At 68.7% G+C, this 17956-nt stretch carries 21 protein-coding genes and 2 tRNA genes; 11 read left to right on the forward strand and 12 right to left on the reverse strand.

Translation table 11 applies throughout. The features are described from left to right. Positions 1-30 precede the first annotated feature (30 nt). Complete coding sequence (locus CIK81_RS02425) at positions 31-660, reverse strand: superoxide dismutase (RefSeq protein ID WP_114307424.1); 630 nt, start codon at positions 658-660, stop codon at positions 31-33. 68 nt (positions 661-728) lie between these two features. Next, a complete protein-coding gene (gene soxR, locus CIK81_RS02430) occupies positions 729-1199 on the reverse strand; it encodes a redox-sensitive transcriptional activator SoxR (RefSeq protein WP_096166522.1) in 471 nt (156 codons plus the stop codon). A gap of 78 nt (positions 1200-1277) precedes the next feature. Here soxR and fdxA point away from each other — a divergent pair, with 78 nt between their 5' ends. From fdxA to CIK81_RS02445, 3 genes are all read left to right on the forward strand, one after another. After that, the gene (fdxA, locus tag CIK81_RS02435; protein WP_096166523.1) at positions 1278-1607 is read left to right on the forward strand and encodes a ferredoxin; all 330 of its coding nucleotides are present in this window, start codon (positions 1278-1280) and stop codon (positions 1605-1607) included. Positions 1608-1659: 52 nt separating this feature from the next. Continuing rightward, positions 1660-2049: a MerR family transcriptional regulator gene (locus CIK81_RS02440; RefSeq protein WP_096166524.1), complete on the forward strand. Its 390-nt coding sequence runs from the start codon at positions 1660-1662 to the stop codon at positions 2047-2049. Positions 2050-2128: 79 nt separating this feature from the next. Further along, positions 2129-3079, forward strand: coding sequence for a PD40 domain-containing protein (locus tag CIK81_RS02445; protein WP_114355333.1), 951 nt, complete (start codon positions 2129-2131; stop codon positions 3077-3079). Here CIK81_RS02445 and CIK81_RS02450 read toward each other — a convergent pair. From CIK81_RS02450 to CIK81_RS02465, 4 genes are read right to left on the reverse strand one after another with little or no spacing between them, the layout of a single operon-like run. Next, a complete protein-coding gene (locus tag CIK81_RS02450; RefSeq protein ID WP_114355334.1) occupies positions 3007-3543 on the reverse strand; it encodes an HAD family hydrolase in 537 nt (178 codons plus the stop codon). The genes CIK81_RS02445 and CIK81_RS02450 overlap by 73 nt on opposite strands. Positions 3544-3548: 5 nt before the next feature. After that, positions 3549-5030 carry a PepSY domain-containing protein gene (locus CIK81_RS02455; protein ID WP_114355335.1) on the reverse strand — a complete coding sequence of 494 codons (1482 nt, stop codon included), beginning with the start codon at positions 5028-5030 and terminating at the stop codon, positions 3549-3551. A 9-nt stretch (positions 5031-5039) separates the two neighbouring features. Next, the gene (locus CIK81_RS02460; protein WP_114355336.1) at positions 5040-5756 is read right to left on the reverse strand and encodes a class F sortase; all 717 of its coding nucleotides are present in this window, start codon (positions 5754-5756) and stop codon (positions 5040-5042) included. 1 nt (position 5757) lies between these two features. Then, a complete protein-coding gene (locus CIK81_RS02465) occupies positions 5758-6534 on the reverse strand; it encodes a CHRD domain-containing protein (RefSeq protein WP_096166529.1) in 777 nt (258 codons plus the stop codon). 197 nt (positions 6535-6731) lie between these two features. Between CIK81_RS02465 and CIK81_RS02470 the strand changes: the two genes are divergently transcribed. Genes CIK81_RS02470 through CIK81_RS02480 form a run of 3 tightly spaced genes read left to right on the forward strand, consistent with a single transcriptional unit; the run spans position 6732 to position 8747 of the window. After that, a complete protein-coding gene (locus CIK81_RS02470; protein ID WP_114355337.1) occupies positions 6732-7277 on the forward strand; it encodes a TetR/AcrR family transcriptional regulator in 546 nt (181 codons plus the stop codon). A 1-nt stretch (position 7278) separates the two neighbouring features. Further along, the gene (locus tag CIK81_RS02475) at positions 7279-7998 is read left to right on the forward strand and encodes an ABC transporter ATP-binding protein (protein ID WP_241963897.1); all 720 of its coding nucleotides are present in this window, start codon (positions 7279-7281) and stop codon (positions 7996-7998) included. Then, the gene (locus CIK81_RS02480) at positions 7995-8747 is read left to right on the forward strand and encodes an ABC transporter permease (protein WP_114355339.1); all 753 of its coding nucleotides are present in this window, start codon (positions 7995-7997) and stop codon (positions 8745-8747) included. The genes CIK81_RS02475 and CIK81_RS02480 overlap by 4 nt, the downstream gene beginning before the upstream one ends. Positions 8748-8823: 76 nt before the next feature. Here CIK81_RS02480 and CIK81_RS02485 read toward each other — a convergent pair whose 3' ends face one another. The 5 genes from CIK81_RS02485 to CIK81_RS02500 all read right to left on the reverse strand — a co-directional run bounded on the left by CIK81_RS02485 (position 8824) and on the right by CIK81_RS02500 (position 12284). Continuing rightward, a complete protein-coding gene (locus CIK81_RS02485; RefSeq protein ID WP_114355340.1) occupies positions 8824-9834 on the reverse strand; it encodes an IS481 family transposase in 1011 nt (336 codons plus the stop codon). Positions 9835-10285: 451 nt separating this feature from the next. Next, a protein-coding gene (locus CIK81_RS02490; RefSeq protein WP_114355341.1) for an IS3 family transposase occupies positions 10286-11574 on the reverse strand; the annotation gives its coding sequence in 2 pieces (ribosomal slippage) (positions 10286-11301 and positions 11301-11574; 1290 coding nt in all). Positions 11575-11930: 356 nt separating this feature from the next. Next, positions 11931-12006 (reverse strand) — tRNA-Ala (locus tag CIK81_RS02495). 34 nt (positions 12007-12040) lie between these two features. Further along, positions 12041-12190, reverse strand: coding sequence for a DLW-39 family protein (locus tag CIK81_RS18095; protein WP_158541891.1), 150 nt, complete (start codon positions 12188-12190; stop codon positions 12041-12043). Positions 12191-12210: 20 nt separating this feature from the next. After that, positions 12211-12284 (reverse strand) — tRNA-Ile (locus tag CIK81_RS02500). 207 nt (positions 12285-12491) lie between these two features. Between CIK81_RS02500 and CIK81_RS02505 the strand changes: the two genes are divergently transcribed. The 4 genes from CIK81_RS02505 (at position 12492) to CIK81_RS02520 (ending at position 16478) form a co-directional block, all read left to right on the forward strand. Then, entirely contained in the window at positions 12492-13193 is a 702-nt protein-coding gene (locus CIK81_RS02505) for a fasciclin domain-containing protein (protein ID WP_096197574.1), read from the forward strand. A gap of 86 nt (positions 13194-13279) precedes the next feature. Then, complete coding sequence (locus tag CIK81_RS02510) at positions 13280-13912, forward strand: sigma-70 family RNA polymerase sigma factor (protein WP_114355342.1); 633 nt, start codon at positions 13280-13282, stop codon at positions 13910-13912. After that, the gene (locus CIK81_RS02515) at positions 13909-14889 is read left to right on the forward strand and encodes an anti-sigma factor (protein ID WP_114355343.1); all 981 of its coding nucleotides are present in this window, start codon (positions 13909-13911) and stop codon (positions 14887-14889) included. The genes CIK81_RS02510 and CIK81_RS02515 overlap by 4 nt, the downstream gene beginning before the upstream one ends. Continuing rightward, positions 14889-16478: a molybdopterin-dependent oxidoreductase gene (locus CIK81_RS02520; protein WP_096166534.1), complete on the forward strand. Its 1590-nt coding sequence runs from the start codon at positions 14889-14891 to the stop codon at positions 16476-16478. The genes CIK81_RS02515 and CIK81_RS02520 overlap by 1 nt, the downstream gene beginning before the upstream one ends. Before the next feature lie 9 nt (positions 16479-16487). Here the strand turns inward: CIK81_RS02520 and CIK81_RS02525 are convergent, their stop codons facing one another. Next, entirely contained in the window at positions 16488-17276 is a 789-nt protein-coding gene (locus CIK81_RS02525; protein WP_096166535.1) for a hypothetical protein, read from the reverse strand. Positions 17277-17430: 154 nt separating this feature from the next. On the opposite strand from CIK81_RS02525, the gene CIK81_RS02530 reads away from it, so the two are divergent. Beyond that, positions 17431-17910 (forward strand): aminoacyl-tRNA deacylase, encoded by a 480-nt coding sequence (locus CIK81_RS02530; protein ID WP_096166536.1) that lies wholly within the window; start codon positions 17431-17433, stop codon positions 17908-17910. Positions 17911-17956 lie beyond the last annotated feature (46 nt).

Below are 17956 nucleotides of genomic sequence, written 5' to 3' on the forward strand. Positions count from 1 at the left end.
CCGTCCATCACTGTGTCCGTCGCGGAGGGATCAGGCCTGGGGAATGACCAGACCGGAGCCCGTCGCGCGGGCGGCCTCGAACCGTGCCTGGACATCCGCCCAGTTCACGATGTTCCAGATCGCCTTCACGTAATCGGCCTTCACGTTCTGGTAGTCCAGGTAGAACGCGTGCTCCCACATGTCCAGCTGGAACAGCGGGATCGTCGCCACCGGCACACCGTTCTGCTGATCGTAGAACTGCTCGATCACCAGGTTGCCACCGATGGGCTCGTACGCCAGCACGGCCCAGCCCGAACCCTGGATGCCCAGCGCCGCCGCGGTGAAGTGATCACGGAACGCATCGAACGACCCGAAGAACTCATCGATCGCCTGTGCCAGCTCGCCGGTGGGCTTGTCGCCACCCTCGGGCGAGAGGTTCTTCCAGAAGATCGAGTGGTTCGTGTGGCCACCGAGGTTGAACGCCAGATCCTTCGAGAACTGGTTCACCGTCGAGAAGTCACCGGCCTCACGAGCCGCCGCGAGCTTCTCCAGCGCCGTGTTCGCGCCCTTCACATAGGTCGCGTGGTGCTTGGAGTGGTGCAGCTCCATGATCTTGCCGGAGATCGAGGGATCCAGCGCGCCGTAATCGTAATCGAGATCGGGAAGGGTGAATTCAGCCATCATCAATCCTTTCGTCGGTGATGACGTGAGCCTAAAACCTCAAGTGCACTTGAGGACAAGCCGTCCCGTCACGCGCCGTCATCCGGGAAATCCTCCAGGCGGCGGGGGCCGGGACCGGTCGCGGCGAGAGCGTCGTCGGGGTTGAGCAGGGCGCAGGCCTTCAGCGAGAGGCAGCCGCATCCGATGCAGCCCGTCAGCTCGTGCTCGAGGCGCTCGATCCCGCGGCGCCTCTCCTCGAGCTGCTTCTTCCAGCGACGCGAGGCCCTCTGCCAGTCCTCGTGCGACGGGGTCGCCTCCATGGGCACGTCACCGAAGGCATCGTGCACGTCGGACAGGGGCATGCCCAAGCGCTTCGCGACCGAGATCAGCGAGACCCGCCGCAGCATGTGCCGGGCGTATCGCCGCTGGTTGCCACCGGTGCGAAGGGAGGAGATGAGACCGAGATCCTCGTAGTAGCGCAAGGCCGAGGGGGCCACGCCGGTTCGGCTGCTCATCTCCCCGATCGTCAGGAGGTCCTCCGGCTCGTGCTGCGCGTTCACAGTTCTCCTTCCGCCTTGACCTCAAGTGCACTTGAGATCCTACTGTCCTTTCCAGACGACGAGGAGAGGAAGTACTCCGTGACCTATGTGATCGCGCTGCCCTGCGTGGACGTGAAGGATCGCGCCTGCGTGGACGAGTGCCCCGTGGACTGCATCTACGAGGGCGACCGGATGCTCTACATCCAGCCTGACGAGTGCGTGGACTGCGGCGCCTGCGAACCCGTCTGCCCGGTGGAGGCGATCTTCTACGAGGACGACACCCCGGACCAGTGGGCCGAGTACTACAACGCCAACGTCGAGTTCTTCGACGACCTCGGAGCACCGGGGGGCGCCGCGAAGATGGGTGTCATCCATAAGGACCACCCGCTGATCGAGGCACTGCCCATCCAGCCGAATCCCCTGGCCTGACACCCGTGTGAGGTTCCCGCACCTCCCTCTCTCAGCGCTCTACACTGCTGAGATGTCGATATCTGACACCGATGTGAGACCACGGGACATGCTCAGCATCGGGGACCTCTCCGAAAGGACCCGGGTGAGCCCGCGGTCCCTGCGCTACTACGAGGAGCAGGGCCTGCTGCCCGCGCGCCGCACCGCCGCCGGTCATCGACGCTACGAGTCCGAGGCCGTGGACCGGGTGCTCCTGATCCAGCGTCTCTTCGCCGCAGGGCTGTCCAGCGCCGACATCCGCCCCGTCCTGCCCGGCATGATCGACGCACGGCACCGCTCTGCGGGCCTCGTCGTCGCGCTGCGCGCGCAGCGGGCTCGGCTGCAGCAGGAGGTCGAGCGTCAGCTCGACACCATCGACATCCTCGATGAGGTCCTCGAGGAGCACGCCGCCCCCGCGCGATGAGCGATCGGCTCTGCGCGAGTCGGCTCCAGTTCCGGATCCGGCGCGGCAACGCGCACGGCCACGTGCCAGACTTCGCCCCATGAGCGAGAGCATCTCCTGGAGAACACTGCAGCCCGGGCAGCGCGCCCGGATCCGTATCTGGGACCGCGCGAGCGGCGAGGTGCGCACCGTGCACGAGTCCCGTGAGCGCCTGTACGAGGCCCCGAACTGGACCCACGACGGCAGACTGCTGGTCAACGGCGACGGCGAGCTCTGGTTCCTTCCGGCCGACGGCTCCGGCGACCCCGAGCGTCTCGAGGCGGCCGGCCTGCCAGCGGTGAACAACGATCATGTCCTCGCCGCGGACGGCGCCGGCGTCTACGCCTCGACGGCCGATCACCACATCTGGCACGTGCCCTTCGATGGTTCGCCGATCCACCGCGTGACCAGCCAAGACGGCCCTCTCCACTTCCTGCACGGCGTGAGCCCGGACGGCACGCAGCTCGCCTATGTGCGCATCGTCCCCGAGGACGACGGGGCCTGGGCCGGGGCCGCCCTGCATCTGCTCGGCACGGACGGCTCCGACGACCGGGCGCTCACCACCGATCCCGGACCGGCCGACGGCCCCGCGTGGTCCCCCGACGGGCACTGGATCCTCTTCAACACCGAGCAGTTCTCCGCCCTCCCCGGCCACGCCCAGCTCGCGAGGATCCGGCCCGACGGCAGCGGGCTCGAGCAGCTGACCGCCGATGACCGCGTGAACTGGTTCCCGCATGTCGCCCCGACCGGGGACGCCGTGGTCTACGTGAGCTTCGAGCCGGGAACGATCGGCCACCCCGAGAACCGCAGTGTCGAGCTGCGTCTGGTGCCGTGGGGAGCCTGGGACGAGCCGACGACGCTCGTCGCGCTGCACGGCGGGCAGGGAACCATGAACGTGCCGAGCTGGGCGCCGGACGGCTCGGCCTTCGCCTTCGTCGACTATCCGCTCGAGGAGTCGCCCTCGAGCTGGAGCAGCAGCGGCACCAGCTCGGCGGGCATGCCGATCGTGTGATCGGCGACCTCCTCGGGCCCCGCCGGTTCCTTCGGATACCTGCTGGTCCAGGCGAGGTGGATGCTCGTGATGCCCAGGCGGTTCGCGCCGGCGATGTCGCGGGAGAGGTTGTTGCCTACCATCACGCACCGTGCGGCGTCGGCCGGGTCGAGGTCCAGCGACCCCAGGGCCGCCTTGAACATGCGCGCGCTGGGCTTGTCGTGTCGGACGGCCTCCGAGCAGGTCAGCGTCTCGAACAGGTCGAGGAGACCGTGCTGGGAGAGCAGGTTCTCGAAGGAGGCGTAGCGCCCGTCGGCCACGAGCGCGATGCGGAAGCCCTCGGCGACGAGATCGCGGACCATGCCATCGGCGTCGGGCAGCAGACCTCCCGAGAGCACGATGCCCGAGGGATCATGGACCTCCGTGCCCTCGTCGACGATGGTGTCGCCGCAGTCCAGCAGAACGATCAGGTGCCTCGAGGTCATGCGTGTCAGCCTAGTCGGCGGCGACGGACACGCCCCGCGATCGCATCGACGAGCACGAAGGCCGCCAGGCTCACGCCCATCAAGGGCAGCATGAGCCCGATGCCCACGGCGACGAGCAGCACCAGGGCGGTCCCCCACCAGGGCGCCCGTCCCAGCGCACCGCGGCGCGGCGGCTTCGCCGGGCCGCGCCCGCCCCGGGTGGGTCGTCGCTGCCACCACATCAGATAGCCCCAGATGATCATGACGACCAGCGCGGACGCGATGACGAACAGGATGATCTGATTGACCAGGCCGAACATCGTGCCCATATGCAGGTCGATGCCCCAGCGGGTCAGCTTCGCGGCGAGGTCCGCCTCGGCGAAATCGGTGCGATCCACGACCTCCAGGGTCCCGCCGTCGATGGCCACGGCGTCGACCTTCGTGGGATAGCTGCGCTGGATCTCCTCGATCACCCAGGCCGAGCTCTCGTCCCCCGGAGGGCGGATCTCCACGAGGCCCGTGTCGATGTTCGCGGCCCGGCCGGCGTCGAGCACTCGATCGATCTCCCCGAGGTCCGCCGCCGCGGCGCCATCGGTTCCGTCGGCTCCGTGATGCGCGGCCGCACCCTGAGGTGCGCCATGGCCCGCGTGCTCGCCGCCCTCCATGCCTTCCATGTCCTCCATCCCGTCCATCCCGCCCATGTCTTCCATGTCGTCCATGTCGGTGTCAGCGGTGGAGGATTGCGGCAGCTCGGTGCTGACAGCCGCGGTGGTGAAGCCGAAGGCCTCGCGGATCGTGCCGATGTTCCCTCCGCCGTACCGGGACCAGGTGATACCCGTGGCCGAGAGGAAGAGAGCGCCGAGCAGCACCCAGGCGCCGACCGAGGAGTGCAGGGAGAGCGTGCGGCGATAACCGCGTGCGCGGAGGTCCGGCAGGAGCACGTCCCGTGCCCGGCGAGCACGACGGGCACGACGGACCCACAGCCCCAGTCCCGCTGCGGCGACCACTCCGAGCCAGGAGGCGGACAGCTCGCTGTAGAGGCGTCCCACCTCCCCCAGGTGCAGGTTGCGGTGCAGCTGGTCGACCCAGGTGCGCAGCGGCAGGGAGCCGCTGGTGCCGTAGACGGTGAGGTCCCCGCGGATCTCGGCAGTCGCAGGATCCAGCATGATCGCACGGGATTCGCCCTCGCCGAGCGAGTCGTCGGCGTACATGACGCGGGTGGTCTGCCCCGCCTCCGCGGCGGGTCGGATCGCGGTGACCACCGCGGCCTCACCCACGTGCTCCTGCGCCGCCGCGACCTGCTCGGCCAGCGGGAGCGGCGAGCCATCGGACGGGGCCGTGAGCTCATCGGAGTAGACCACCTGCTCGAGCTGAGGGGTCAGGGCGTAGAGGGCTCCGCTGGCTGCGGAGATCAGGATGAACGGGGCCACCAGGATCGCCGCGTAGAAGTGCAGCCTGAGCAGCAGCGGTCCGAGCCATCGGTCACGCGTGGGGGCCGGAGCGGCCATGGCAGGTCCTCAGTTCTGGACGAGGCGGGCGAAGACGACGGTGTTGTCGAGGTGGTGCCCCTCGGTATCGAGGTCGCCGCCGCAGGTGATGATACGAATCTCGGGGCCGTCGGTGCGGCCGTAGACCGCGACGGTCGGGAACTCGTCCTTCGCGTACCGGGCGGTGTCGTAGATCTCGAAGACGGCGGTCGTGCCGTCCTCCCGATCGACCTCGACGGTGTCACCCGGTGCGAGCCCGCCCAGCTCGAAGAAGACGGAGGCGTCGCCATGCCAGGTCACGTGGCCTTCGATGACGGCCGGCCCGTCCTCGCCCGGGGTCGGGGAGCCGTCGAACCATGCGGGCTGATCCGCCCGGTCGCCGCTGGGGGCGAGCAGTTCGCCGTCCTCGCCGAGGCCGATCGGGAAGACCTGCTCCTCGACGTCGATCGCCGGGATGCGCAGTGCGGTGGGTTCGGCCGCGGGCAGCGGCGTCGTCTCCGCCTGGTTCTCCTCCTGCGTCGCAGGCTGGTCCTCCGGCTCGGAGGCCTCGGTGCTGGGCACGGAGGCCATCTCGCCCCCGCCGTCGGACGCTGCCGCTCCGGAGCTCAATGCGGGCTCCGGCGGAGCGCCGACCTGTGTGGCCAGGGAGTAGATGATCAGCGCCACGCCGAGCGTGGCGAGCACCGCCAGGGCGAGGACCGCGATGCGGCGGCCCCCGCCCTGGCGAGGTGAACCCTCGGGGGTCATATCACTTCTGGGTCTGGCGACGACGCAGAGCGATGCCGCCGACTGCCGCGGCGGTGAGCAGACCGCCACCGGCGATCAGGGCACCGGAGTTCTCGATGCCGGCGGTGGAACCGTCACCGGTCTCGGCGCCGCCCTCGGGCCACTGCTCCATCTGTGCCACGTCCAGCGTGCCGCAGGCGGCCGGATCGGTGGCTTCGGAGGGCAGGTTCGGATCGAGGTCGGAGACGACGTCGCCGTCGTACTCGCCGCTGCCGTTGTGGTCGACGCCGTGGACGACGATCACGCCCTTCCCGTCGGCGATGTCCGCTGCGACGTCATCGCTGACCTCGAAGGTCCGCTCGTAGGCGTCGTCACCGACGGGGAAGCGGTCCACGGCCAGGCCGCTGTCCGGGCTGGTGTCGCCCTCGGTGGTCAGCGAGGAGACGATCATGCCGTAGTCGTCATGAGCATCGGAGACCTGGATGGCTCCGTTCTCGCCGTTGCCCTCCATGTTCGGGTCGGGACACTGGTTCTTGCCGCCGACGTGGATGTGCTGGGCGTGAGGGGACCCGGCCAGCAGGCCGGTGTTCTCCATCTTCACGGTGACCTCGTTGCCGTCGAGGGTGACCCAGGCGGTGCCGGAGGCACCGGAGTCGTTCAGCTCGGTCAGATGGGCTTCGAGGGTCGTCGTGTCGTGCCCGCCGTGGCCCTCTGCCAGGGCGGCGCTGGACCCTCCGAACAGGCCGAGCATCGCAGTGGCCGCCAGCAGGGGCAGCACTCGCTTCGTGGTCGTGCGCATCATGACTCCTTCGTCGTCGATCGCCGGACGGACGTACGGCCGTCTGGGGCGGCGGATCGGAAGGAGTTCGGAGCGATCGCCGCAGCGGATTGGTGGGACCGGGACTTTTCTCCGACGGCGTCTTCGGCCACCCTCACGAGCGGAGCGGCCCGCACAGGCGACCTTGCGCACTGAACGTTAGCGACTAACATCGGTTTATGGAGCGATGGTGCCAGACACACGAGGCGTTGAGACGAGCGGCGGCGGAGCTGTTCGCCGAGCGGGGCTACGACGCGGCGACCACCGCCCAGGTAGCCGATAGGGCGGGTGTGAGCGAGATGACGCTGTTCCGTCACTTCCCGACGAAGGAGAGGCTGCTGCTCGCTGATCCGTTCGACCCGCTCATGGCCGATGCGGTGCAGGCGCGTCCCGCGCATGAGCCGGCGATGACCGCTTTGGCGGAGGGCATCCGCCAGGCGTGGGGGCGGGTCGACGCAGAGAGCGCACGGGCACTGCGCAACCAGCTGAGGATCATCGCCCGGGCCCTGACCCTGCACGGTGCCATCGAACGCAACAGCGACGAGACCATCGCCGCGCTCGTGGCTGCGTTGAGGGTTCGCGGTGTGGAGGAGACACCGGCTCGAGTCGCGGCAGCTGCCGTGATCGCCGGATTGAGCACGGCGTTGCTGGAATGGGCGCGATCGGAGCACACCCCCGTGGACGTCGCGATCGCGTCGGCCCTCGACCTGCTGGGCGGTGGGTGAGGTGCTGGCGCTCGAGGGCGTCAGCCGCCTCTTCCGTGATGGGGCGGGTGTCTCCGATGTGACGGTGCAGGCCCGGCCGGGCGAGATCGTCGCGTTGATCGGACTGAACGGTGCCGGGAAGACCACCCTCATGCGCCTCGCGCTCGGGATGCTCCGCCCTCACCACGGCACCGTGACGCTCTTCCGTCACCCTCTGGAATCAGTGCCGAGCGAGCAGTGGGCGAGGGTGGGGGCACTGATCGAGGTGCCCCTGGCCTACCCGGAACTCACCGTGCGGAAGAACCTCCATATCGCGTGCCTCCTTCGCGGGGCCGATCCGGAGCTCGTCCAGGACTCCCTCGATGCCTGGAAGCTCGATCCTGTTGCGAACCGCAGGTTCCGTCACCTCTCGCTGGGCAACCGGCAGCGCGTCGGCCTGGCCGCAGCGCTCCAGCACGATCCCGATGTGATCGTGCTGGATGAGCCGAGCAATGCTCTCGATCCCGCCTCGGTGATCCTGGTGCGGGAGCAGCTGATCCGTCGCGCACGTGACGGAGCCGCGATCCTGGTCAGCAGCCACCATCTCGATGAAGTGGCGCGCATCGCCGACCGGGTGCTGCTGATGAACAGGGGTCGCCTGATCGGTCCGCTCGACCCCACCGGAGACGACCTCGAGCGCGAGTTCTTCGAACGCATCCGGCAGGATGACGAACTGCGCGGCAGCGCCGAGGTCGCGGAATGAGCGCCGCCCTAAGGGTCGAGGCCCTCAAACTCACGCGTTCACCGGTCGGGGTGGTCGCCACCCTCGCCATCGTGGTCGGCATACTCGCGCTGCTCGCGGGCATTACCGTCGGCATAGCGGGCGGCAACCCCGAGCTGATCGCGAAGGCCGGCCCTGCCGCGACTCTGACCTGGCAGGGTCTGCTCGCGGGAGCGGCTCAGATCACCGCTGCCGCCAGCATTCTCGGCTTCGGGATCGTCCTGGCATGGATGTTCGGCCGCGAATTCGTCGACGGAACCATCACCGGCCTGTTCGCGCTGCCCATCGCCCGCAGCCGGATCGCGCTCGCCAAGCTCACCGTCTATGCACTCTGGGCTGCATCGGTCAGCATCGCCCTGACACTCGGACTGCTCGCGCTGGGACTGCTGATCGGCTACGGCCCCCCGAGCCCCGACACGTGGGCTGCGCTCGGACGGCTCGGCGCACTGGCGATGCTCTCGGCATCGGTCGCCGTTCCCGTCGCGTGGCTCGCGACACTCACCCGCTCGCTCCTCGCAGCCGCCGGCGGCGCCATCGGGCTCGTCGTGGCCGCAGAGGTCGGAGCTCTTGCCGGAGCCGGCGGATGGCTGCCGTTCGCCGCCCCTGCCCTCTGGGCCATGAGCGACGGGACCGCTGTCGCCCCGGCACAACTCGCGCTGGCCGCAGGGGTCGGCCCGGTGTGCACCATGCTCGTCTGCTTCTCCTGGTCACGCCTCCAGCTCGACCGCTGAGGGAGGGCTCGTCGACCCCGAGATGCACGAGCGGCCCGCCCCGAAGGGCAGGCCGCTGAGGACGTCCTGGTGGAGACTAGGTGTAGTTGGTCATGACGTTGTCGACGCCGGCGTGGAGGCGTGAGGCCGGGGGCTGATCGCCGCAGGCGGTGTGGGGCCGATGGTAGTCATAGTGATGGACCCAGATCGCGATGGCCTCTCGTCGCTCGTTCTCGGACTCGTAGGCGCGGGCGTAGAGGCACTCGTCGGCCAGGATCCGCTGGTACCGCTCGATCTTCCCGTTATGGCGGGGAGTGTAGATCCGCGTGCGCTGGTGGCGTCCGATGAACGCGCAGGTCGAGCGGTGGAACGCCGTGGCGGTGTAGTTCGCGCCGTTGTCGGTGACCAGGCGGGAGATCCTGGTGATGCCGTGGGCAGCGAAGAAGGCTCGGGCGCGGTGGAAGAAGGTGATGGTCGTGACGGCTTTCTCGTCCTCGAGCGCCTCGGTGTAGGCCAGGCGGGAGAACCCGTCCTCCATCGAGTGGAGGTAGGTGTAGCCGACCTTCTGCTTGTGGGCGCGTTTGCCGGCGAGGGCCTGTTCGCTGCCGCGGCCGTGGGCCCACCAGCCGCCGCCGTCGGGGATCTTCCCGACCTTCTTCACGTCCATGTGGACCATGTGGCCCGGGTAGCGGGCGATGATCTTCCCTGGTCGGCGAAGGTTCTCGCCGTCTGGGGTGATGTCGCGGATCCGATTCAGTCCGAGCCAGTCCAGCCAGCGCGACACCGTTCTCACGCAACAGCGGAAGCCGTGCCCGTCGGCGAGCTCGCGGGCGATACGGCGCGCGGACCACTTCTTCGTCCGTCGCCAGGACTCGATCAGCTCGAGCACCCAGATCGGGAGACGGGTAGGGCGGTTCGCTGGCGCGCTGGAGTGGTCCTGCAGGCCGAGCTCGCCGTGCTCGCGGAAGCGTCCGACCCATTTCGAGAGCGTGGTGCGGGCGATGTGGAACTCGGCGGCGACGTGCGCAATGGGGCGACCGACCTCGACGACCTGCGCGATAGCGCGCTGTCTTCCGACGACGGTCAATGGGGCATTACGGTGGTGCATGGAACGGGCCTCTTCCTGCGTGACGGCTGCTTTGACACCACCCATCGTGCCGGTCAGGGGCCCGTTCCTTCATCCCCGACCCGGTGTCCACAACGTCATGACCCGCAACATCTAGGGCGCTAATGATTGAGTCACGGGGGTCCGGCTGCCTCATGCTCGTTATGGCGTAGACCCGCATCTCCTCGTTGTGCTCACACTCGTTCAACAAGTTCAGGAGGCTATTGGCGAAGCCCTGCCATACTGTCACCGTACGTAGGTAGCTGGTCAGGTGCGCATGGATGCGCCGACCTTCGGATTGGTCTATCTGCTGTCGCAGGTCCGCAACCTCACGCTGCCCGTCGTCATCCTGCCAGTTTCGGCCCTCCGGGATTGTCAAGTGTGTCTCCTGTGTCTAGCGCCGGGCTCGAGTCACGCGGTCAAGGGGGAGTGAACCGGCCCAGGTTCTCTGCCGCTACTTTGCGGGTTCGGGCTCTCGGGTGAGGGCCTCGTAGTGGAGCGTCTCGAACTCTATCGGGGTGAGCATCCCGAGGGTCCCGTGGAGACGCCTATTGTTGTACCAGTCGACCCAGCCGGCCGTCGCGAACTCGACTTCAGCGAGGGTCCGGTAGGGGCCGGCGTGGAACACGGTGGTGCGGATGCATTCGGTCTTGAACAGGCCATTCACCGTCTCCATCAGCGCGTTATCGTATGCGTCGCCGACGGTTCCGATCGACGGGGCGATGCCCTCGAGGGCGAGATGCTCGGTCAGGCGAATAGCGGTGTATTGAGATCCGGCATCGCTGTGATGGATCAAATCCCCAGGTGAGATGGGGTTTCCTTCCCGCTGGCGCTGCCACAGGGCGATCCGTAGCGGGGTCATCACCAGGTCGACTCTCTTGCTGGTGCTGGCGTGCCAGCCCACGATCCGCTGGGCGAACACGTCCAGGACGAACGCGACGTAGACGAAGCCCGACCAGGTGCGGACGTAGGTGAAGTCGGTGACCCACACCAGGTTCGGCGCGGCCGCGGTGAAGTCACGATTCAGCAGGTCACCAGCCCGTTTCCCATCCGGATCGGGGATCGTGGTGCGCAGCTTCTTCGCCCGCCGAACACCTTCGAGCCCGAGAGTACGCATTGCCCGGTCCACCGCGCCCCGAGACGTGCCGGCGAGGCCGTCTTGGCGGCGGAGCAAGGCGACCCACTTCCGCCGCCCGTACAGACCTTCCGGGGTCATGTGGATCTGTCCGGTGACCTCGTTGAACGTCCAGGCCACGGCACGGATCTTGTCCTCAACCAGGGCATCGGTGACGGTGCGGGCTGCGATCCGAGCCGGGCGCTTCCAGGCTCGGTAGGTCCGTGCAGCGATCTTCAGGCCCTGCTGGTGCAGGACGCGGAGGATCGACTCGACTGCGTAGCCCTCGGCTCTCATCTCGTCGATGAACGCGAGGATCAGCGGTTGCGGGGGTCGAGCTCCCCCGCGAAGAAAATTGAGGCTTTTCGGAGGATCTCGTTGTCCTCCCGCAGCCGCCGATTCTCAGCCTTCAAGCGTTTGACCTCGGCTGATTCCTCGCTGGTGACGCCGGGACGGGTTCCGTCGTCGACGTCGGCCTGGGTCAGCCAGCGTCGCACAGACTCCTTCGAGACGCCTTCTTGGCGGGCGACCGCGGTCACCGCTGCGAACTGAGAGGGGTACTCCTGCTGGTGCTCGTGCACGAGCCGCACGCATCTCGCGCGCAGCTGGGGATCGATCTTCCTCGGCATGCTGTCTATCCTCTCGGACTCAAACAGCAGCGGCATCAAACCTGGGCCGGTTCAACGAGCCAGGCCGACGACTCTCAGTAGTCGCTCGCCGCACCCCAGACTCGCGGGCCGCACAGGGCGCACACAGTCACTACCGGATCTAGGACTGCAGGTCAGAGGTTCGACACATGGGCGCACGGGGCGCACTCAACACGAATCACTACCGTTCGCGACCACTTTACTCCCATTTTCTGTCAGTGCGGACCCCGGCACTACTCATCGCGATAGGCCCGATCGGATCCCAGAACAACCCGTTAACCTGCAGTGATAGAGGAAGGGCCCCTCTCCCGAAGGAGAGGGGCCCTTCCTCTATCGTCTGGTGGAGACTAGGGGGGTCGAACCCCTGACCTGAAGCTTGCAAAGCTACCGCTCTACCAACTGAGCTAAGTCCCCGTATTGTGTTGTGCCCGGCCTCAGTGAGCCTGGGTCAGGCGGAGGCGTCCTGCTGGGCAGAGACCTTCTCGGCCTCGGTCCACAGATCGTTGCGAGCACGATCGGACTCGATCTTCCGCCAGGTGAGGAGGCCGGCAACGGACGTGCCGACCAGGACTGCAGTGACCTTGATGAACGTCTTCACATGTCCTCCGATCCTCGAAGTGGGCCTAACTGGACTTGAACCAGTGACCTCTGTCTTATCAGGACAGCGCTCTAACCGACTGAGCTATAGGCCCGTGGGGGCTGATGTCACGAAGCATATCCGCGACAGCCAACGACGAGAAACACTACAGCGCAGCGGGCGACCACGTCCAACCGGTCCGGACGGTTGTACGTGAGGTCACAACAACCTCTCCGGCTCCGGACCAATCCGCTCCCCGGCCGGCTCCGAACTCCTTCCGTGACACCGCACCGGTGTCAGCATCACCACGAAGGAGACTGTCATGAAGACTCGGAAGATCCTTCCCACCCTCGGTGCCCTCGCGGCCTCGGCCGTACTGATGAGCGCCTGCTCGGGCGGCATGGATGAGGGCTCGAGCCCGGAGCAGGGCGACGATCAGCCCGCGGCCGAGCAGGACAGCGCCTCCGACGGCGGCGGCATGGGCGAGGACATGGACGACATGGACATGGACCCGGCCGCGAACCTCGTCGGCCCGGGCTGCGCGGACTACGCGGAGATGGTGCCGGACGGCGACGGCTCGGTCGAGGGCATGGCCCAGGACCCGCTGAGCGTGGCGGCCTCCAACAATCCGATGCTCACCACACTCACCTCGGCCATCTCCGGCGAGCTGAACCCGGACGTGGACCTGGTCGACACCCTCGACGGTGACGAGTTCACCGTGTTCGCCCCGGTCGACGACGCCTTCGGGGCCATCCCCGAGGACGATCTGAACGCCCTGGCCAGCGATGCCGACAGCCTGTCCACGGTGCTCACCTACCATGTGGTGCCCGGCCAGATCGCTCCCGACGAGATCGCCGGCACCCACACCACCGTCCAGGGCGAGGATGTCGAGGTCACCGGCAGCGGGGACGACCTCATGGTCGACGGCGCAGCCGTCGTCTGCGGCGGCGTGAAGACCCAGAACGCCACCGTCTACCTCGTCGATACCGTTCTGATGCCGCCGTCGATGGCGGACGCCAGCTGAACAGCGCACACTGGGACGACGCAGTGAGCGGGCGGGCATCGAGCCGATCGCCCCGCCCGCTCCTACCGTCGTCGAAGGAGTTGTGAATGGCGCACGACCCTCCCGAGGCCACAGCGGAGCCACGGCGAACGCCGGAGGCGCGCAGCGGACGGGGAACGGCGGCGGATGCCGCCGCCGTGTCCTTGGCCGCGCTGCTGCCTCGCGTCGCCGTGGGGGACGAGGAGGCCTTCTCCCGTCTCTACGACGACGTCTCGCCTCTTCTGTTCGGCCTGATCAAGCGTGTCGTCCGAGATGTGTCGATCAGCGAGGAAGTCCTGCAGGAGGTGTTCGTGGAGATCTGGAAGCAGGCCCCGCGATTCGAAGCCCGTCGCGGTTCCGCCCACGGGTGGATCTGCACCATCGCGCATCGCCGTGCCGTCGACACGGTCCGCTCGACCGACGCCGCTCGGCGCCGGGATTCCGAGGAGGGCCTGCGAGCCATCGAGGAGAAGGTCGTGGACGTCCAGGAGGAGGGGATCTTGAGAGTCGAGTCGGAGCGGGTCGCCACGGCACTGCGCGCCCTGGCCCCGCTGCAGGCCGACGCGATCCGTCTCGCGTACTTCGGCGGCTACAGCCACCGGGAGGTGGCGAGCCTTCTCGACATTCCCGTCGGGACGGCCAAGACACGGATTCGGGACGGGATGATCGTCCTGCGAGACAGCCTGGGGGTGACGTCGTGAACGAGCAGGATCGTGATCTGACGGGCGCCTGGGCCCTGAACGCCCTGGACGCCGAGGAGCGGGCCCGGATCGAGGAGCTCTTCGCCCAGGGTTCCGAGGCGGCGGGCGAGGCCCGTTCCTTCGAGGAGACCGCAGCCGAGCTGGCCGCCGGCCTCGAGCCGGAGGCCCCGCGTCCCGAGCTGAAGTCGTCGCTGATGGCGCGGATCGCCCGAACCCCTCAGCATTCCGTCGAATCGTCCGAGCCTGCAGTGCCCGCGGAGGTCACGCAGGACGACAGCGCCACCGGACCGACGCATCGTCGGACCGACGTGCCGCCCCACGTCCCGGAGAACGTGGACGAGAACGTGGACGACGGCCGGCACCAGCACGACGACCCGCACGAGGGCAGGGCCGAGAACGAGGACGGGACCGAGACCAGGGACGAGGACAGGGTCGAGGACCAGGCCACGGTGATCCCCCTGGATCGCTACCGGTCGAGCGTCCGGCGTTCGCGCTGGTTGGCGGTCGCCGCCGCGGCGCTGATGGTCACCAGCGTCGCCGGAGTCGGGCTGTGGAGCGCCGAGCGCGCCGCACAGGACGAGGATCGAGCGACCATCGAGGCCCTGCAGTCCCAGCAGGCCGCCTCGGACGAGGAGCGCCAGATGATCTCGGCGCTGTTGACGGCGGAGGACACCTCCCATCTCACGGTCCCGTCCGAGACGGGCGGCACCCTGCATGTCATGTACTCGCGCGACCAGCAGTCCATGATCGTCCAGGGTGCCGACCTTCCGGAGCTGCCCAGCGACAGCACGTACCAGCTGTGGATCATCGGCGACGGCGGCGACAGCTTCGAGGACGCAGGGCTGATCACCGAGCCCGGCCAGACGGTGATGGCGCACGAGGAGCTGCCTCCGGAATCCCTGATCGGCCTCACGGTCGAACCGGCCGGCGGCTCCGAGCAGCCCACCACCGACCCGATCGCGTCGTCGGAGCTGTGATGAGCACCCCCACCGCCCACCAGGGCCCCGCCGACGGCGGTCACCGCACCGCACGGCCCGGGATCCCCTGGTGGTCGATGCTCGCCGGCGTGATCGGCGGTGTCGTGCTGCTGGCCGTCGCGGAGCTCGCCTCCTTGGCCTTCAGCTCCTCCTCGGCCCCGTTCGTGGCCGTCGGCGGCGGCTTCATCGACATCATCCCGCCGTGGGTGAAGGACGTGGCCATCGGCCTGTTCGGCACCTGGGACAAGATCGTGCTGTTCGCGTCGATGGTCGCGGTGTACGTGGTGCTCACCGCGCTGAACGGGGCTCTCGGGGCTCGCCGTCCCCGTACGGCCGCCGCCGTGCTGGCGGGTCTGGGCGTCTTCGCCACGGTGATCGTGCTGACCCGGGCGCAGAACTCGGTGCCCGACGCGATCCCGACCCTGCTCGGCACCGTGGTCGCGGTTCCGACGCTGCTGCTCCTGCTGCGCGCCGTGCGCTCTCCTGCCGCCGAGCCGGGCACCGACGCGGCCTGGTCGCGCCGACGCTCGCTGGTGGGCGTCGGGGCCGTCGGAGTGCTCGCAGTCATCGTCGCGGCCGGCGCCCGGGGCGTGAATGCGACCCGCGAGGTCGCCCGCCGGGCCGCGGAGTTCACGCTGCCCACGCCGCGCACCCGCGCCGAGCAGATCCCCGACGACGCCCAGGTGGATGTCGAGGGGATGCCCGCGTACGTCACGCCCAACGAGGACTTCTACCGGATCGACACCGCCCTCGCCGTGCCGCGCGTGGACCCCACCACCTGGGAGCTGCGGATCCACGGGCTGGTGGATCGCGAGCTCACCCTTTCTTTCGAGGAGCTGCTCGCGGAGCCGATGATCGAGAAGCACGTGACGCTGACCTGCGTGTCCAACACGGTCGGCGGCGATCTCGCCGGGAATGCGACCTGGCTCGGCGTCCCCGTGCGCACACTGCTGGAGCGCGTCGGCGTGAAGGACGGCGCCGACATGGTGCTCTCCCGCTCCGTGGACGGCTTCACCGCGTCCACGCCGCTCGAGGCCCTGACCGACGACCGCGACTCCCTGATCGCCGTCGGCATGAACGGGGAGCCGCTGCCGCAGGAGCACGGATATCCGGTGCGGATGGTGGTGCCGGGACTGTACGGATACGTCTCGGCCACGAAGTGGCTCACCGAGCTCACCGTGACCCGCTTCGCCGAGGAGACCGCCTATTGGACCGATCGCGGCTGGTCCGAGCGCGGCCCCATCAAGATCGCCTCCCGCGTGGACGTGCCGCGCTCCTTCGGGACGCTCGACCCGGCATCCGACGGGTCCGTGATGCTCGGCGGGACGGCATGGGCCCAGCAGCGCGGGATCGCTGCGGTCGAGGTGCGGATCGACGACGGGGACTGGCACGAGGCCGAGCTGGGCGCGGAGGTCACCGCCGACACCTGGGTCCAGTGGTCGCTGCGCTGGGAGGATGCCGCGCCCGGTGATCACACGGTCTCGGTGCGGGCGACCGATGGGGACGGCGAGCAGCAGACGGAGGAGCGCGCCGACCCGGTCCCCAACGGAGCGAGCGGCTGGCACACGATCGACTTCACGGTGGAGTGAGCGCGCGGGTCAGGATCCGTGCGGCAGACCGTCGTCGGCCACCAGGCCGTGCTCGCGGACCAGGCTGTTCAGCGCCTCGGGCGCTGCGGCCAGTCGGGCGCAGACCTCGGCGGCGTCCCCGATCAGCAGCTCGCACCCGGTGATCCCCACCAGCTCGTCGAACATCTCCTGCTGCCGGTGGCGCAGCGGGATCGGCTGCTCGTGGGCGACGACGCCCCAGCTCGAGGCGTAGACGTCGAACTGCCCGGGCTCGTGCCCGGTGGCCAGGGAGAGCGGGAACCGGGAAGAGTCCAGGCGCACCCGCTCGTAGTTCGGCTCGGTCTCGTCGACCACGGCGAGCTGCGCGTCGTCGAACCAGGTGGCCACGAGCTCCATCCGCTCCCCGTCGGCACGGTACGGGGCGGCAGGGATGTAGCCGCGCGCGGAGGTGTGCGCGCAGTGGCCGACGGCGAGGCCGCGCACCGTGCAGCGCACGAACGGGGTCGCGATCGGCACGTCGGCGCCGGAGCGCGCGTACTTCCGGGCGATCGTCTCCGGGGTCTGGTTGGAGCCGACGGCCACCACCAGGGTGCGCTCGGCGAGCGGCGCCGCTCCCTCCGCGGCGAGGGCCTGCTCGATCGCGGCGATGTCGACGAGGGCACGGTCCTGCTCCTCGGTGGGGGCGGCCGCGGCGTCGGCCGGGTCCAGATCGACGATCCCCTCGGCCAGCAGCAGCGCGGAGCGCACGGCCTGCCCCGTCCAGGGGTAGTCCTCCGGGGCATCGGCCTGGACAGGGGTGGAGATCGTCGAGGAAGACATGACTCGACCATAACGAGCCGGGCCGGCCCGCCCCAGGATCCCGTGGCCACCCCCACGTGCGCCCAGCGCCGTCCTGGCCCTCCTTGCTCTCAGCTCTCAGCTCTCACGCTGGCCCGTGTCACCCGCTGGAGTCGAGGGGACCTATCGTGGGGTGATGAGCGAACAGCGTGCGATCGATGCCCTGACGGCCTGCGGTCTGGACGCCGAGATCACCCGGCACGGACAGGTCGGGTCCCTCGCCGAAGCCGCCGCCGCTCGCGGGGTCGAGCCCCGCGACATCATCAAGACCCTCGTGGTGCGCCGACGCAAGGGCGACTACCTGTTCGTGCTGGTCCCGGGCGATCGCGAGATCTCCTGGCCGAAGCTCCGCTCGTTCCTCGGGGTGAACCGCCTGTCCATGCCGGACAAGGACGTCGCCCGCGAGGTGACCGGGTACGAGCGCGGCACCATCACGCCGTTCGGCTCCACCACCGCCTGGCCCGTCATCGCGGACATCGACCTCACCGGGGATCCCGCTCGGCGGATCTCCCTGGGTGCCGGTGCGCACGGCGTCGCAGCGACGCTCAACGCCGAGGCGGCCCTCGCTGCCCTGCACGCACAGGTCGCCGACGTCACGGACCTCCAGGCGACCTGACCTCGACCCGCACCAGGAGACTGCCATCCGCTCACGACTCTACTTC

This window comes from Brachybacterium sp. JB7, from assembly GCF_003335205.1.
GTDB lineage: Bacteria > Actinomycetota > Actinomycetes > Actinomycetales > Dermabacteraceae > Brachybacterium > Brachybacterium alimentarium.